Annotated in this window: 16 protein-coding genes; 9 read left to right on the forward strand and 7 right to left on the reverse strand. The window is 43.8% G+C overall.

All coding sequences use genetic code 11. The features are described 5' to 3' along the window. The first annotated feature begins 2 nt into the window (after positions 1–2). The 3 genes from tyrS to ACTJKG_RS25750 all read left to right on the forward strand — a co-directional run bounded on the left by tyrS (position 3) and on the right by ACTJKG_RS25750 (position 2,402). On the forward strand, positions 3–1,286 hold the full coding sequence (gene tyrS / locus ACTJKG_RS25740) for a tyrosine--tRNA ligase (RefSeq protein WP_172336211.1): 1,284 nt from the start codon (positions 3–5) through the stop codon (positions 1,284–1,286). Between the two features lie 163 nt (positions 1,287–1,449). Next, the gene (gene parS / locus ACTJKG_RS25745) at positions 1,450–1,947 is read left to right on the forward strand and encodes a type II RES/Xre toxin-antitoxin system antitoxin (protein WP_172336210.1); all 498 of its coding nucleotides are present in this window, start codon (positions 1,450–1,452) and stop codon (positions 1,945–1,947) included. Beyond that, positions 1,947–2,402, forward strand: coding sequence for an RES family NAD+ phosphorylase (locus ACTJKG_RS25750; protein WP_440740781.1), 456 nt, complete (start codon positions 1,947–1,949; stop codon positions 2,400–2,402). The genes parS and ACTJKG_RS25750 overlap by 1 nt, the downstream gene beginning before the upstream one ends. Before the next feature lie 136 nt (positions 2,403–2,538). On the opposite strand, the gene ACTJKG_RS25755 is transcribed toward ACTJKG_RS25750, so the two are convergent. Beyond that, positions 2,539–3,234 (reverse strand): PH domain-containing protein, encoded by a 696-nt coding sequence (locus tag ACTJKG_RS25755; protein ID WP_440740782.1) that lies wholly within the window; start codon positions 3,232–3,234, stop codon positions 2,539–2,541. A 165-nt stretch (positions 3,235–3,399) separates the two neighbouring features. Then, a complete protein-coding gene (locus ACTJKG_RS25760; RefSeq protein WP_440740783.1) occupies positions 3,400–4,386 on the reverse strand; it encodes a LuxE/PaaK family acyltransferase in 987 nt (328 codons plus the stop codon). Positions 4,387–4,629: 243 nt separating this feature from the next. On the opposite strand from ACTJKG_RS25760, the gene ACTJKG_RS25765 reads away from it, so the two are divergent. Further along, complete coding sequence (locus ACTJKG_RS25765; RefSeq protein WP_172336206.1) at positions 4,630–5,301, forward strand: lipid-binding SYLF domain-containing protein; 672 nt, start codon at positions 4,630–4,632, stop codon at positions 5,299–5,301. Between the two features lie 98 nt (positions 5,302–5,399). On the opposite strand, the gene ACTJKG_RS25770 is transcribed toward ACTJKG_RS25765, so the two are convergent. From ACTJKG_RS25770 to ACTJKG_RS25780, 3 genes are all read right to left on the reverse strand, one after another. Then, positions 5,400–5,738, reverse strand: coding sequence for a hypothetical protein (locus ACTJKG_RS25770; RefSeq protein ID WP_440740784.1), 339 nt, complete (start codon positions 5,736–5,738; stop codon positions 5,400–5,402). Between the two features lie 111 nt (positions 5,739–5,849). Next, entirely contained in the window at positions 5,850–8,288 is a 2,439-nt protein-coding gene (locus ACTJKG_RS25775) for a penicillin acylase family protein (protein ID WP_440740785.1), read from the reverse strand. Positions 8,289–8,449: 161 nt separating this feature from the next. Further along, positions 8,450–8,998: a thermonuclease family protein gene (locus ACTJKG_RS25780; protein WP_440740786.1), complete on the reverse strand. Its 549-nt coding sequence runs from the start codon at positions 8,996–8,998 to the stop codon at positions 8,450–8,452. Between the two features lie 168 nt (positions 8,999–9,166). Between ACTJKG_RS25780 and ACTJKG_RS25785 the strand changes: the two genes are divergently transcribed. Both ACTJKG_RS25785 and ACTJKG_RS25790 read left to right on the forward strand, forming a co-directional pair. Then, positions 9,167–9,772 carry a DUF6624 domain-containing protein gene (locus tag ACTJKG_RS25785; RefSeq protein ID WP_172336202.1) on the forward strand — a complete coding sequence of 202 codons (606 nt, stop codon included), beginning with the start codon at positions 9,167–9,169 and terminating at the stop codon, positions 9,770–9,772. A 75-nt stretch (positions 9,773–9,847) separates the two neighbouring features. Continuing rightward, positions 9,848–10,105 (forward strand): (2Fe-2S) ferredoxin domain-containing protein, encoded by a 258-nt coding sequence (locus ACTJKG_RS25790; RefSeq protein ID WP_172336201.1) that lies wholly within the window; start codon positions 9,848–9,850, stop codon positions 10,103–10,105. A 123-nt stretch (positions 10,106–10,228) separates the two neighbouring features. On the opposite strand, the gene ACTJKG_RS25795 is transcribed toward ACTJKG_RS25790, so the two are convergent. Then, a complete protein-coding gene (locus ACTJKG_RS25795; RefSeq protein ID WP_172336200.1) occupies positions 10,229–10,759 on the reverse strand; it encodes a ferritin in 531 nt (176 codons plus the stop codon). 110 nt (positions 10,760–10,869) lie between these two features. After that, complete coding sequence (locus tag ACTJKG_RS25800) at positions 10,870–11,232, reverse strand: hypothetical protein (protein ID WP_440740787.1); 363 nt, start codon at positions 11,230–11,232, stop codon at positions 10,870–10,872. A gap of 207 nt (positions 11,233–11,439) precedes the next feature. Here ACTJKG_RS25800 and pgmB point away from each other — a divergent pair, with 207 nt between their 5' ends. From pgmB to ACTJKG_RS25815, 3 genes are all read left to right on the forward strand, one after another. Then, on the forward strand, positions 11,440–12,081 hold the full coding sequence (gene pgmB / locus ACTJKG_RS25805; protein WP_172336198.1) for a beta-phosphoglucomutase: 642 nt from the start codon (positions 11,440–11,442) through the stop codon (positions 12,079–12,081). A gap of 111 nt (positions 12,082–12,192) precedes the next feature. After that, positions 12,193–14,502 (forward strand): glycoside hydrolase family 65 protein, encoded by a 2,310-nt coding sequence (locus ACTJKG_RS25810; protein ID WP_172336197.1) that lies wholly within the window; start codon positions 12,193–12,195, stop codon positions 14,500–14,502. Between the two features lie 119 nt (positions 14,503–14,621). Further along, positions 14,622–16,325 carry an alpha-amylase family glycosyl hydrolase gene (locus ACTJKG_RS25815; protein ID WP_172336196.1) on the forward strand — a complete coding sequence of 568 codons (1,704 nt, stop codon included), beginning with the start codon at positions 14,622–14,624 and terminating at the stop codon, positions 16,323–16,325. Positions 16,326–16,689 lie beyond the last annotated feature (364 nt).

Raw genomic sequence — 16,689 nt, forward strand, 5'->3', positions numbered from 1 at the left:
ATATGAACTTTGTTGAAGAATTACGCTGGCGCGGTATGCTGCATACCGAAATGCCCGGTACCGAAGAAAAGCTAAATAAAGGCATGACTTCGGGATATATAGGGTTTGACCCAACTGCCGATTCATTGCACGTGGGTCATTTAACCCAGATCATGACGTTGATCCATTTTCAGCGGGCTGGTCATAAACCGTATGCTTTGGTTGGTGGTGCTACCGGTATGGTTGGCGATCCGTCGGGTAAATCGCAAGAACGTAATTTACTGTCGGAAGATGTTTTGCAACATAACCTGGAATCGGTTAAAAAACAATTGACCCGTTTTTTAGATTTTAACAGCGGCGCCAATAGTGCCGAAATGGTGAATAATTACGACTGGTTCAAGAACTTTACCTTCCTTGATTTTATCCGTGATGTAGGTAAACACATCACCGTTAATTATATGATGGCCAAAGATTCGGTAAAGAAACGCCTGGAAGGAGATACCGGTATGTCGTTTACCGAGTTTACCTACCAATTGGTTCAGGGTTACGACTTTTACTATCTGTGGAAACACCATAACTGCAGCATCCAGATGGGTGGCAGCGACCAGTGGGGTAATATTGTTACCGGTACCGAGCTTATCCGTCGTAAAGATAGCGGCGAAGCGTTTGCCTTAACTACCAACCTGATCAAAAAGGCTGATGGTACCAAGTTTGGCAAAACCGAAAGTGGTGCGGTTTGGCTGGATGCCGAGCGTACATCGCCATACCAGTTTTACCAGTTCTGGTTAAATACTACCGATGTTGATGCCAAAGCTTATATCCGCATATTTACTTTGTTTGAACGTGATGTCATTGAAGCTCTGGAAGTGGAGCATGATGCCGCGCCGCATACACGTATATTACAAAAAGCTCTGGCAAAAGATATCACTATACGTGTACATGGCGAAGCAGAGTATGAAAAGGCTATTAAATCATCCGAATTTTTATTTGGTAACATAGGTATTGAGTTTTTAAATGAACTGAATGATACCGAAGTGCTTGGCCTGTTTGCCGGTGTACCTAATTTTACGATAGCCCTAACCGACCTGCAACAAGGTATCAATGTAACTGATCTGCTGGCTGTGAAAACGGCAATATTTCCGTCGAAGGGCGAAGCTAAAAAAATGATACAAGGCGGTGGCTCAGCCATTAATAAAGTAAAAATTGCTACGGCCGATGATACGTATACAGCGGATGCATTGATCAATAATAAATTCCTGGTGGTACAAAAAGGCAAAAAGAACTATTTTCTTATTGTTGCTGAATAAATTAAGTCATTGTTTCATTAGCTTTTGGCGTCATCAAGTCATTAGTAGGTTAATGACTCAATGAATAATGACCTAATGATGAAAAAGCGATAAGTGCAAAACTTATCGCTTTTTTGTTGGCGTAAATTTTGAAATACGACAAATGGTAATTATATTTGTATATATGTCGTACAAAACAAAAACTGATAGCAAGAAAAATGAATTGAATGAGCCCATGGCAGCGTACGTTGTTCAGGCTCCGGTTCCTTCATTTTACCATTTACTGGAAGGGGCAAAGTCTGTCAAATTCTCTACAGATTTTGATATCATTAACCTGGCCCGTAAAGGTTTTCCTAAAAGCGTTTTACTTTCTTTAGCCAAAAAAATATCCCTCAATATACAAGAGCTGGCCAATATATTGCATATATCTGAGCGTACCTTGCAGCGTTATGATGATAACGCTATCATTAAAACCGAGTACGCCGAAAAGGCCGTTGAACTTGCCCGTTTATATACCCGTGGCGAGGAGGTTTTCGGCTCCATGGATAAGTTTAAAATATGGGTAAAAACCCCGGGTTATGTATTTAAAGGCGAGGCTCCTGTAACTATACTGGATACCTCTGCAGGCTTTGATATGGTTTTCAGGGAATTGGGGCGTATAGAGCACGGTATTTTTGCCTAATGGTTTTATATCGCATAGCGAAATGCCAATATGTGGATGATCTGAGCGGAACCGGCGCCCGTTTGTACGGCGGTCGTTGGAACAGCGAGGGTAAACCCATGCTTTACCTGGCCTCATCACGATCATTGGCGGTTTTGGAAGTACTGGTACATTTGGATCCTTTAATTGTCCCTGCGAATTTTTGCCTGGCTCAAATTGATGTGCCGAATTACAGCATTACAGAATTAAACCCGGATTTGTTGCCTGATAACTGGCAGGACGTTTCGGGGCCGGTATCATTAAGAAAATTGGGCGACGAGTTTTTGAAAAAGCAAGAATACCTGGCCATGCGGGTACCGTCGGCCATAGTATCGGCAGAGTACAATTACATACTTAACCCGTTGCACCCCGAAGCCAGGAACATCAGGATAGTGAATAAAGAATCTTTTAGCTTTGACGACCGACTTTTAAATTAGTCATCATTATGAAGGTCATTAGGTCATTTGATAAATCGTCATTAAGGCATTACTAAAAACACTTAATGACCTAATGACAAAAAAGGGGGGATGAGTTTTAACTTATCGCCCCTTTTTTATAATGACTGAATGACTATTATAGATCGCTCAGCAGATCGAGCTTTTTGTGGTTGTATTCTTCCTGTGATATCAGGCCGTTATCAAACAGTGTTTTTAATTTTTTTAGTTTTTCGGTAAGCTCATCAGGCTTTGGAGCTTCATGCACAACTGGTGCAGGTGCTGGTGTTGGAGGAGCAATGGAGGCAGGCGCAGGCTGTTCAACAACTACCGGTGCAGGGGCTGTAAAAGCTTGCTGTGTTGTAGCAGTACGGGCCGCCGCAGGGTTATCAAACTGTATAGACCCTGATTCGGCACGTTTTTGTTCCAGATCGCGCTGGCGACGGGCCTCACGTTCAATTTCTTTACGCTCCTGGGCGTATTGGTATAATTTACGACCCTGTATCTTGGGCAGGTAATCAACCGCCATTTCGGCGCCATTGGTGGTTTTTACGCTGAATACCGCGCCAATAATCTCTTCTTTGGTGTGCACGTCAACAATATCCTTCCAAACAAAATCAACAAACTTGATTGATAAGCCCAGGTTAGCCGGGGTAAAAAACAATACACGTTTGTTGGTAATGGCAATACAATCCGGAAATAAGTTTACCAATGGCTTTTTCTGAACCGCTATATAAATGATCTCTTCACCAGAAGACAGCAGATCCACAAGGCGGGAGTACACCTTTTCAACTGCTTTAGGATCTTGTTCCTCGTTTAAAAATTTCTCAATCATGTTTTTAGCATTTATGATGCGTGCAAAAATAATAATAATACCGGTTAAAAGAGTGAAGATTTTAGTATCAAGTAGTTAGTATCAAGTATCAAGATTCTGAAACCCGGTATGATCATGCAGAAAATGTCGTGATACTTGATACTAACTACTTGATACTAAAATACGCTAAGCAATCAACAAATTACATCCGCGGATGTCCGATTGGTCAAACCTGCCCAATACCTCAAAGGCTCCATCACTGTTGATCTTACCCAGATCCTGCGTAGCGATGAATGAACAGGAGTTGATATTAGCCAGATCGATCACATTGATGCCGCCTGTTTTGCCCTTTGCTAACGCACTGATCGGGTCGTTAGTATCACGGATGATAATTTTCATCCAGGGTGGGCATTCAAAAATACCGTCGCCTTTAGAGTAAGCCTGCGACAGTAGTTCGGTCATGCCGTATTCCGAATGAATATGGCTTACACCGAAGCCTTCGCATAGGGTGTCATGCAGCTCCTCGCGGATCATCTCTTTGCGCCGGCCTTTCATGCCACCGGTTTCCATCACAATCAATTCCGGGAAGTTGATCTGGTAGTTTTCGATAAAATCAAGCAGGCCAAAAGTAACGCCTATTAAAAGTGTTGGCTTTTGGGCTTGCTGTTGTTTTTGGAGTTGCTGATATAATTCGTCGTGATTATATAAAAAGAAACCGCTGTCTGGATATTGGGATTGTTTGATCAGATCATCAACCATGTAAATGAGTGATGAACCCTCACGTTCCAGGTACGATGGCAACAGGGCCAGCACAGTATAATCCCTGATATCGCCATAAAATAATTGAAATGCGTTTCGGAAACTATCCTCGTACCAGGTTTTATCACTCACTAAATGGCTACTGGTAATCATACCTGTGGTACCCGAACTGGTAAAAGTTAATTCAATTGGAGCATCCGTGCTCAATATCCGCTGCGATTTGAAAAACTCTATAGGTAAAAATGGGATCTGTTTAACCGATGTAATTTTATCTGCATCAATCCTTAGCCCCGAAATAAATTGCCGGTAAACGGCACAGTTTTTGGCCTGGTGCCGAAAGATCTGCAGGGTTGCCCGATCAAAATCGTGAGTGTTGTTGATAGAAAATACCTGTTGTTTATCCGGTGTGTTCATTGCGTGCAAAGATAAGCATATTGATGTGCGGATTTGAAATGTGCAAATATGATGATGTGCAGATTTTGAGTAAAAATAATTCTGAGAATTCATCAATTCTGTAAACGGCGAAGCCCTCGACGGAGTTAATTCTGATTCCGACAAAAAAACAAATGACTCTTTGCTTGCACAATTATGTAAACAAGTATGCGTTTTGGGGGTTAGTAGTTATATATAACATTGTACAAATTGTAATTTTACCCCATGAAAACATTAAAATTTTTGAAGTTCCCATTGATCCTAAGCTTGTTTTTTGTGCTAATATCGGCCAAGGCAGGCGATAAGGAAACGGAGCGCGTACATAATGCTGCAAACGTATTAAAAGAGTTTGGCAAAATGAAGGAGACTATTCCGCATCAATTAATGGAGCAGTCGGAAGGAATTGTTATTATCCCTAAAATGATCAATGCCGGTTTTGGTATTGGCGGTAAACGCGGAAGAGGCGTTGCTATGGTGAAACTGGCTGGTGGCAAATGGAGCGATCCGGTATTTGTAACCTTAACCGGCGGTAGCTTTGGTTTGCAAATAGGTGTACAATCTGTGGATCTGATCCTGGTATTCCATCATAAAGGTGTATTAACCAAGGTTGAAAATGGCGATTTTACTATCGGCGGAGATATTTCGGCTGCCGCAGGTCCGGTTGGTCGTAGTTCTTCGGCCAGTACCGATTATAAACTGGAAGCCGAAGTTTACTCTTATTCGCGCAGCCGTGGCTTATTTGCCGGTATAACCATTAATGGTTCAAACCTGGCTATTGATAAAACGGCGATCGCTAATTTTTATGGCGATAAATCAACCTCTCAGGATATCTTTGCTTCGGCCAAAAGCGATAAAGAGGGTGTAGCAACGTTGAAAGAGGCTGTAAGCGCGTTCTAAAATCAGGCACTAATTACATACGAGTGGCTTCGAATTACACCAATTGAATAGTTCAATTTTTGTTTGTGTTAATTCGAAGCCATTCGTGTAATTGGTGCCTATTCTTTTCCGAAGGCCTTTTGTAGCAATACACCCGAAAGCGCCGCGAAGCCACTTACCAGTCCACCTATTATCCCGGTGATCACCAGCAAATAACCCCAGCCTGGTAAATGAAATAGCACAGCTATTTTTTTGGCCATTATATGTTCATTGGGAATGCTTTTGAACAATGCTAAAACTATCCATACAATAAATACGGCCAAAAAGCCCGACCAAAATGCCTGGCCCGATGTTTTACCGATAAAAAACGCTGCGGAAAACGCCGCTATGGCCACTACCCACCAGGGCAAAAAGAAACCGCTTGCAAATGATAATATGAGTATGATGAGGAATAACATGATCTTATTTTCTTTAGAGTATCAAGTAGATAGTATCAAGTATCAAGATTTTTGAAATTACGAAAAAATGCTGATGTCGTGATACTTGATACTAGCTACTTGATACTAAATTTATTTACTGCCTATTGTTAATGTTGTTTTAATACGGTTTGACATTTCATCGGGCGATTGCAGGAACAGCAATTCTTTTAGTTCGCCTTTTTGCCAGGTTTTTAACATATCATCATAAAAAAAACTGCCTGGGTTGCCCGATTCGCCGCCTGGTAAAATGCCGTAACCTTTTACTGCTGGACCCATTTGAACCACCATGCGCCATGATGGGCCATGTCCGCCGGTTAAGGCGTTCACGGTTGAACCGGTACCGCCTGTAGCAAAATTACCCGAGCTGAATGCTTCCTGACGGGTAAGGTGCACGACCTCCATTTTTTTAACCGAACCCCATTCCCAGCTTTTGCCAGGTTTGCCGTACTGTTTACTTAGTTCATTAATTGCGGTTTTAAAAGCCTGGGTTACTATATCGGTACAGGTTTCTTTGGCTGGTGTGCGGATATCATCAAACCATTTAGAATTTGGCTCTTTCAATAAGAGTTGTTCTGTTCTGTCAACAGATGGATAATTTTCCTGCAGGTCCTTAGCCGCAAATTCATCGCTCCAGATCATGTTATACAACTTGGCCCACCAGTTACCGAGTATGGTTGCCCCGACTGAATTAGCCGCGAAATCTTTATTCCAAGTTTTTGCAATGCCGAGCGCTGTTAATTGGGGTTGATCCAGTTTGGAGGCGTCGACGTATTTTAACATGGTTGGTAAAATATCCTGTGCACGGATGCTATAGGTATCGGTTTGCAGGATCCGCATACTATCAACCGTAGCTTTTTGCATAACGCTGAGCCTGTCATTTATCCGTTTACCACGCTCATAAGGTGCAAACGACCAGTTGATATAATATGGATAAGTAGGGTCTGTTGATGATTGATTGGCCGAACTTACAAAGCCACGCGGCGGGTTTTTAACTGTGGGGTTCTGGTCAAAAGGAATCCAGCCGTGCCAGTCGTCGGCAGGGTCGGTACCATCCAGTATAAATTTACCCTGATCGCGATACTTTAAAGGGTATTTACCATTGGGGGTGATCGCAATATCATTATCCTTACTGGCAAATACAAAGTTGGATGCCGGGGCATTGAAATAAGTAAGCGCCTTACGATAGTCGGCATAATTTTTACCGCGGTTTAAAATGTACATGGTCATCAGCTCGTCCGATTCATCATGCGCAATCCACCGCAAAGCGTCACCCACGGGTACAAAATCATGCGAGCCTTCTGTTTTCTTGGTTTTATCTTCATAAACCACCGGGCCGTGATGGGTATAGATCACCGTATCATACAAAGGCTCCTGGCCGCGAATGTTGATCACCTCTACACGCCTGTTGGTTTTGTTCCATTGGTTGTTGTACCAATACTCTTCTTTTTTATTATCCCTGAACTTTACCTGGTACCAATCTAGCACATCGGCATCAACATTGGTAATACCCCAGCTAATATTGTTGTTAAAGCCCAGTATAACGGCGGGTGAGCCTGGTAAGGATACCCCATAAACATTAACAGTTGGGGATGTAAGCTGTATCTGGTACCATATAGAGGGGAAAGTAAGATCGAGGTGAGGGTCGTTAGCTAAAATAGGGTAGCCATTGGCCGTTTTACTGCCAGATACAGCCCAGTTATTACTGCCAATCCCTTCTTCTTTTACCGCGCGTTTAACACTATCGTTCATCAAGCCCAAAAAGTTGGCCGATGGATGAGGGATAGGCAATGGTTTAAAATCCCATTTGGTACCCACGGGGATGATGGGATCCTCGTGCATGGGATAATCCGGAAACAGGTCGTTGGTGGTTTTAGCACCAAAACGCCTTAAGATATTGGTCATGGCAAACTCGTTGGAGCCGCCGGCCAGGGTTTCGCTCATGAGTTTAAGCAGGAACGCGCAGTTGATAGGTTTCCAGTCTTCTGGCGCGTAATCCAGCATTTTAAATTCGATGGGATACTGACGCGGGTGCAGGCGATGGATGTAGGCATTAATACCATCGGTATAGGCCAATATCATCTGGCGAACAACCGGCTCGCTCATCATTGCTTTCAAAGTTTTTTCGGCACCGTAAACCATGCCCATGCGACGGTGGTAGCGATCGATCTCCAATGCCGCAGGGCCCACCACTTCTGATAGCCTGCCTGCAGCCTGGCGGGTTTGTATATCCATTTGCCAAAGGCGCTCCGTAGCGGTTATATAACCCTGCGCATAGTACAGATCATGATCGTTATCGGCAAAAATATGTGGAATGCGGTTCTCATCATACTTAATGGTTACCTTACCAGTTAGGCCGGGCAGCATGAGATGGGTGGTCGGTAAAATATTTTTACTTTCGGCATTTTGCCAAAATCCATTAGCCGGACTTAAAAAATCACCAAGAGGCGGTACCGTGCCAAATTTATGCTGCAGCGCCCAAATCAGCGCAAGGGTAAAGGCGATGGAAAAAAACGCTTTTGTAAACTTCATATGTTTTTTAGTATCAGGTAGCTAGTATCAAGTATCAAGACTGCTTTGTTATAGCTACGTTTTCTGAAATCCTGATAGTAGCTAAATCACGATATATCGATGTATTATTCGGTCTCGATACTTGATACTAGCTACTTGATACTGGACATAAAGTTACAGTTTTAATATACATCCTCAAGCTTTGGTTTGCGCTTATAATGTTTTTTATAAGGATTATTATCGTAGCCTGATGAACGGCCTTCTTTGCGGTATTCCCAGGGTGGGGTAGGATTGGCATCCTGCCAAAGGCCCAGCTTATTTTCGCGGGCATTTTGCTCCAGGCTGGCTAATTCGGCGTTTTGCGAATAAGCTTTGTATTGCCAGGCGAAACCATTTTTTACCAACTGATAATTAACATTGGTACCATCGGGCAAAATGACCATGGCAACCGTACGGCCGTAACGGTCTTTAGTATTACCTATCAGGGTAACATCCTTACCAAAACAAAGATCGGAAGTGAATTTTTTGGCCGCTTTGCCAAAGGCCTGCGATTTTTCGGGACAATCAATTTCGGCCAGTCGAACGGTAATTTCCCGGTTATCATTGCTCAGCAATCCCAGTGTGTCACCGTCTTTTATCTTAACTACTTTGTATTGATTAGCGGGTTTGGGATTACAACCCCATAGCAGGAAGAGGCAGATGAGAAGGCAGGCGTGACACTTTTTGAACATTTTTCAAATGTGCAGATTTTTTTGCGATTGTTTGTTTTCAATGGCGTTTAAAAAAGCCTTACCAGCCGGGTCTTAAATACGTGGCAGATCATCGATTTTTTTATTTGGAATAAATGAATTAATAACTATATCTTTAGTTGTTAATTGCCCCTATGAAAATATTACCCCATGAGAATATTAGTTATCAAAACACTGCTCATTATCGCACTCCTCTGCGGATATCTCGCAATAACGCCCTCTGCACAGGTTGTTAAACAAAATGTTGCATTAACAACACAGATCGACTCCATGTTTAAAACCGATCAGTTTTGGCGTATAGAATTTACTAAAAAGTACCGGAAAGAAAAATCGGCCTACAGCGATGAAACTATCCAAAGTAAATGGACGGAAGCCGATCGTATTAACGAACTGAAAGCAAAAGCTATCATCAAAAAGTACGGTTACCCGGGTTATGACATGGTTGGCAGTTCGAGCGATAGCTTTTGGGCCGTTATTCAGCACTGTGATGATGATATACCTTTCCAGGAGCAGGTATTAGCTTTGATGAAGCGGCAGATGGTTAAAAATAATGCCAGCAAAGAGAAATATGCTTATCTAACCGATCGTATCCTGGTTAACAAAAATCAAAAGCAAATTTATGGTACGCAACTGTCGCGGAATACTAAAACCGGGAAGTATTCACCATTTCGATTAAAAGACCCTAAAGGGGTTGATAAACTTCGTCAGGAGGTTGGTCTTGAGCCACTTGCTGTTTATATAAAAAACTTTCAATAGGCTTCCGGCTACGCAAATGGAACTTTATTGTTTTATCTTTGTTGTGTTAATGTTAACACTAAATTAAGTATCCTGATGGGGAAATTTACCATACCAGACAAAGTGCTATATGTATGCGTTGGTAGCAAATGCGGAAAGAGGGGAGGCAAGGATATGTATAAACTGGCTAAAGCATACGCCAAACATCATCACGGCCCCGAAGAAATAGAAGTGATAGAAACAGAATGTACCGACAGGTGTAAGTACGCGCCCGTATGCAGTATCCAACCAGGTAACACCTGGCTGAAGGAATATCACCCTAAGGATGTATTGAAACTGATGGATCTGATATGACCCCTCTAAATCTCCCCGAAGGGAGACTTCTGAAAATAAAAAGGTCCTTTTGCGCTGGCAAAAGGACCTTTTTTATAGCCCGCTCTCCCGATAGCTATCGGGATGGGGAGGGTTGGGAGGGGCTTACGCCTCGCTATCGTATTTGATCTGACCAACGTGTTTGTCGATCTGCCATCTGCCGGTACCTTCTTCGCCGATAACTTCAAACAGTTCAAGGGCACGACGGGCTTTGTATTCTTCTTCGCGTTGTTCTTTCAGGAACCAGTTCAGAAACTCCATAGTCACAAAATCCTGCTCTTTCATGCAACGGGCATAAATGTTTTTGATAGATTGTGTAACGCTGATCTCCTGATCCAAAGCTTCTTCAAACACTTCGCGGAAAGAGTTATACTCCTGTTTAATGCCGGTAACTTCCGGAGATATAGCATTGCCGCCCATATCCAGGATATATTTGTAAAATTTTAACTGGTGGTGTCTTTCCTCTTCGGCTTGTTTAAAGAAGTAATCAGAAGAGAAATCATAACCATTACGGTTACACCATGAAGCCATTGATAAATATATAGATGAAGACAGGGCTTCTTTTTTTACTTGTTGGTTTAAAAGACCTTCAATTTCTGTTGAAATGAGGCTTTTTATGCGGAGTAGATCTTTCATAGTTTTATTAAATTAATAACTTGTTGCAGGTATGATGATGCAATAATAGTGCTATAAGTTAATATAACTATAATTTAAAAATAATATGAATTTAGTATTAGTCTAAATAGTTAACTAGCTATGCTACAGAGACGTTCATGCAGAATATGATTTAACTCAAGCATGACAAAAGTACCTTCCAATAATTCTTTCAGCGCGATGATCTGTAGTAAAGAAAGTACATAGCAATGATCGCAGGCGCAGATGAAAATGATCTCCACATCCGGATCTTTGGTGGTATTGAGCAGGGCTTGCTCAATATCGATATGATAAACCGACTTGCGCAGCTTTAACAGGCAGCGATAATCGAATTTGGCCACCTTACCCCCAAAATCAACATACCAGCAGCGCTCGATGTCGCATTGGTAAATAGCTCCTGCCGATGTTTTAAAAACATCTGTCCAGTGCGTAGTTGTTGTAGTGGTGGTAATCATATCTTGGGCACAAAGATTATTATTATTTATAATTAATCCAAATAAAGCGCTTGATTTTTTATTAACATACGACAAAGAAGGTAGAAAAGAATGGATTTTGGGTTTTTGGGAGCAAAGAGCAAGGATTTTTTCTTTTGTCATTTCTCCAAAAATCTTTGTTCCCGCAATTCAAAAACAATACTTTAGGGTCCACATACACAGTATAAAATGAACAACATTAAAGCCTGTATTTTTGATCTTGACGGTGTGATTGTAGATACAGCCATATACCATTATAAAGCCTGGCGGCGCCTGGCCAACTCCCTGGGTTTTGATTTTAGCGAAGAACAGAACGAACAGTTAAAAGGCGTAAGCCGGATGCGATCATTGGAGATTGTGCTGGAAGCCGGAGGGATAACAAAAACCGATGCCGAAAAGGAACAGTTAGCCGAGCAAAAGAATGCCTGGTATGTGGAAATGATCAATCAGATGACCACCGACGAGATATTGCCCGGCGCACGCGAGTTTGTGCAAAGCTGCCGCGACGCAGGTATCAAAACCGCTCTTGGGTCGGCCAGTAAAAACTCCATGACCATTTTGGAAAAGCTAAAGATAGTAAACCTGTTTGATGCTATTATCGACGGTAATAAAGTAACCAAAGCCAAGCCCGATCCGGAGGTATTTTTAAAAGGAGCAGAAGCGCTGGGCATCGAGCCACAATATTGTGTAGTATTTGAGGATGCCATTGCCGGTGTAGAGGCTGCCAAAGCAGGCGGGATGAAAGCCATTGGCATAGGCGACCCGAAGGTGCTGCATGAAGCGGATTTGGTGGTGAGTGGGCTTAACGAGATGACTTTGGACAAATTATAATAAAAAAGCGTCATTGCGAGGTACGAAGCAATCTCTACATAAGTAGGTTCGCCCTGTTTAGTATAGAGATTGCTTCGTACCTCGCAATGACGTTTGTGAAAATCGCAACAAATGAAAAACTACATAAAACCCGACGCCTGGAGCATTATCGAAGAAGGCTTCGATCCGCATCATCATCAAATATCGGAGAGTATATTTAGCCTGGGTAATGGTCGCATGGGCCAGCGCGCCAATTTTGAGGAAGCTTACAGCGGGCAATCGCTACTGGGTAACTATGTAGCCGGGGTTTATTATCCCGATAAAACCCGCGTAGGCTGGTGGAAGAATGGTTATCCCGAATACTTTGCCAAAGTACTCAACGCCGCCAACTGGACGATCATCGACATCAGCCTGGACGGCGAACAGCTCGACCTGGCTAAATGCGATGTAAGCAGCTTTCGCCGGGAACTTAATATGAAAGAAGGCTTCCTCAAAAGAAATTTCACAGCCAAAACAGCGGGCGGCAAAGAGGTAAAGGTAGAAGCCATCCGCTTTTGCAGTATGGTTGATGATGAGGCTGCCGCTATAAAATATACCATCACCCCGGTAAACTTCGGCGGAACCATTACGCTGACACCCGCCATCGATGGTGATGTGGTAAACAAAGACTCCAACTACGACGAAAAGTTCTGGGACGAGATAGGCAAAGCCAACCAGCCTGATGGCGGCTATGTAGTGATGCGTACCAAAAAAACGGGTTTTGAGGTAGCTACGGGGATGAAATTTAGTCTGTTGCAAAACGGCCAGCAAGTACCGGTCAATGCAGAAACCATCGCCAAAGAAAAATATGTGGCTTCGGCTATAACCGTACAAGCACAGCAGGGGCAAAGTATCAGCTTAATAAAATACGTGGCTAACTTGTCCTCCCAAAATCATAAACCCGAAAACCTGGTAGCTCATTTGAACAATATCCTTAACCGGATTACCGCCAAAGGTTTTGATACTCTACTGGCCGAACAAGCTGCTGCCTGGGCCCAAAAATGGGAACATAATGATATTATTATTGAGGGCGATGTATCCGCACAGCAGGCTATCCGCTTCAATATATTCCAACTGAACCAAACCTATACCGGCGAGGACGATCGCCTGAACATCGGTCCTAAAGGTTTTACCGGCGAAAAGTACGGCGGCTCCACCTATTGGGATACCGAGGCTTACTGCGTACCTTTTTACCTGGCCACCGCCGATCAGAAAGTAACCCGCAATTTGCTGCTATACCGGTACAAACAACTGGGTAAAGCCATTGAAAATGCTGCCTTGCTCGGTTTCAAAAACGGTGCTGCCCTGTATCCGATGGTAACCATGGATGGTACTGAATGCCATAACGAATGGGAGATCACCTTTGAGGAGATCCATCGTAACGGGGCCATCGCTTACGCCATTTTTAACTATGTGCGCTATACCGGCGATGAGGCCTATTTAACCGATTATGGGTTAGAGGTCTTGATTGCTATTTCTCGTTTCTGGTCGCAAAGGGTAAGCTGGTCGCAGGCTAAAGAGCAATATGTAATGCTGGGCGTAACCGGGCCAAATGAGTACGAAAATAACATCAATAACAACTGGTACACCAGCACCATGGCAACCTGGTGCATGGGATATGCTATAGAAGTTATTGGAAAAGTAAAAGCTACAGATAAAGCTAAATACGATGCCCTGGCAGCCAGGATAAGCTTCGACGAAGCCACCGAAACATCGCGGTATAGGCACATCATCGAAAAGATGTACTATGGCTACGACGAAAAGCAGCAGGTGTTTTTACAGCAAGACGGCTATCTGGACAAAGAGCAGATCCTGGTAAAAGACCTGCCCGCGGCCGACCGTCCGTTGAACCAGAAATGGAGTTGGGACAGGATCCTGCGGTCGTGCTATATCAAACAGGCCGATGTGCTGCAGGGTATCTACTTTTTTGAGGATAGGTACGATCTGGAAACCATCCGCCGCAATTTTGATTTTTATGAGCCGCGCACCGTTCATGAGTCGTCGCTATCGCCTTGTGTGCACGCTATATTAGCCGCTAAACTGGGCGACGAAGACCGCGCTTATCAGTTTTACCTGCGCACCGCCCGCCTGGATCTGGACAATTATAATAATGATACGGAGGACGGCTGCCACATCACCTCGATGGCTGGCACCTGGATGTCGGTAGTGGAAGGTCTTGGAGGTATGCGTGTGCGCGATGGCAGGCTATCGTTCCAACCGTTTATTCCCACAAAATGGACTTCATTTTCGTTCCATATCGGTTTCCGAGGAGCATTGCTGAATATTAAGGTAAATAAGGACGGTGTGCGGATCAAAAATGCTTCGGATAAAGAAGTAAGTGTAGTGGTTTATAGCAGGGAGCACGTGATTGGAGCTGGTGGCGAAGTATTGATTGAAAAGTAGATTGATTTCCAGAAAAATAAAAATGCAGATACGCATATTTGCGTCTCTACAGATAACTACTTTAAACAAAATCCCCAAAAAAGTCTTGATACTTGATACTAACTACTTGCTACTAAAAAATGAACAAACTCATCATATATCAACTTCTGCCACGTCTGTTTGGCAATACAAAAACGCTCAACAAAGTCAATGGTTCCATTGAGGAAAATGGGGTTGGTAAGCTAAATGACATTACCGACAAAGCCCTGCAGGAAATCAAGGCTATGGGTTTTACACACGTATGGTATACAGGCGTTATCGAACACGCCACTATGACCGATTACACTGCTCATGAAGTACCCAATGATGATCCGGATATTGTGAAAGGCAGGGCAGGCTCGCCTTATGCCATTAAGGATTATTATGACGTAGCGCCCGATCTGGCTGTTGATGTGCCCAATCGCATAGCCGAATATGAGGCATTGATTCAACGTACACATAACAATGGTCTCAGGGTGATCATGGATCTGGTGCCCAACCACGTGGCCCGTACCTACGCCTCGGATGTAAAACCAACTGATGTACGCGATTTTGGGCAGGATGATGACAAGAACAAGGCCTTCGATCCTAAAAACGATTTTTACTATATCCCCGGTCAGCCTTTTGTGGTGCCGTCGGGCTATAACCCTGGTGGGGATGAGTTTCACAGTCCGCTGAAGGATGGGCATTTTGACGAGAATCCCGCAAAGGCCACCGGTAACGATGTGTTCAGTTCCCGACCGTCTATCAACGATTGGTTCGAGACTATGAAGCTCAACTACGGCGTTGATTATATGAACGGCCGCTACGGCCATTTTGATCCCATACCACCCCTGTGGAACAAGATCTATGACATCCTGAACTATTGGAGCCAAAAAGGGGTAGACGGTTATCGCTGTGATATGGTAGAGATGGTGCCCACCGAATTCTGGGCCTGGGTTATCCCCAAGTTAAAAGCGGCTTATCCCGGCACCATATTCATCGGCGAAGCCTATGATAAAAACAAATACGGCGACTATATTTTTAGGGGCGGCTTTGATTACCTGTATGATAAGGTAGGTTTGTATGATGCCATTCGCCGCCTAACGTGTAACGACTATGGCGCAAGTACCTGGGAAATTAACAACGTATGGAATACCCATTGCCACGGCATCGATCAGCACATGCTGCGCTTTATGGAAAACCATGACGAGCAGCGCATTGCCTCCCATTATTTTGCCGGCGACGCCTGGCTGGCAGTACCCGGCATGATCGTAACGGCTACTATGAACACCGGTCCGGTCATGATCTATTCGGGCCAGGAAGTGGGTGAACCAGCCCTGGGCAACCAGGGTTTCAGCGGTGATGATGGTCGCACCTCTATATTTGATTACTGTAGTGTGCCCGAGCATCAGAGATGGCTCAATAATGGTGCATTTGACGGAGCAAACCTGTCCGAAAGCCAAAACAATCTGCGCGGTTTCTATCAAAAATTATTGGTCACCGTAATAGAAAATGAAGCTTTAAGCAACGGTCTTTTTTATGAGCTGATGATGGCCAATGAGCATCAGCCCGGCTTCGATCAGCTATTATACATCTATCTGCGCTATACGGATGAACAGCGTGTACTGGTCATCGCCAACTTTAACCGCATCGAACGTCAATTGGTTGTTAAACTACCTAATGACCTGCTCAGCAAGCTCAACCTAAACGGCAAAACAGAACTAACCGACTTGCTCAGCGAAGTAAAATTCCATACAGATGATATCAGAAACGGGGTGGAAGTAAAGATACCAGCCTCGGGTGGCTTGCTGCTGGCGTTTTGATGCCTGACTATATTTTCCGCGCGTCATTGCGAGGAGGAACAACGAAGCAATCTCCTACTTACAGAGCGGCCCTGCTAATTGGGGATTGCCACACTACGTTCGCAATGACGTGTGTTTTATTTTTTCGTCAGTAGAACAGCTTCGGGCGAAAGCGGGCAGAACAATGGGGGCCTGTGCGGATGCGGGGCATAGCAAGTTTTTGCTGAAGGGCAGGATTGTGTGGGAACGAAGTAGAGCAAAATAATTGCAGCCCTGGTTCTGGCTGCTTTGTGGGGCAAGGGCCAAGTGCGGCAAAGAAGCATTTCTGCTGACTTGATCTTTTGGTTACTTTTGTATCAAGACAAAAGTAACAGCCTTAGCGGCA

The sequence above is a fragment of the Mucilaginibacter sp. 22184 genome, assembly GCF_052045695.1.
GTDB lineage: Bacteria > Bacteroidota > Bacteroidia > Sphingobacteriales > Sphingobacteriaceae > Mucilaginibacter.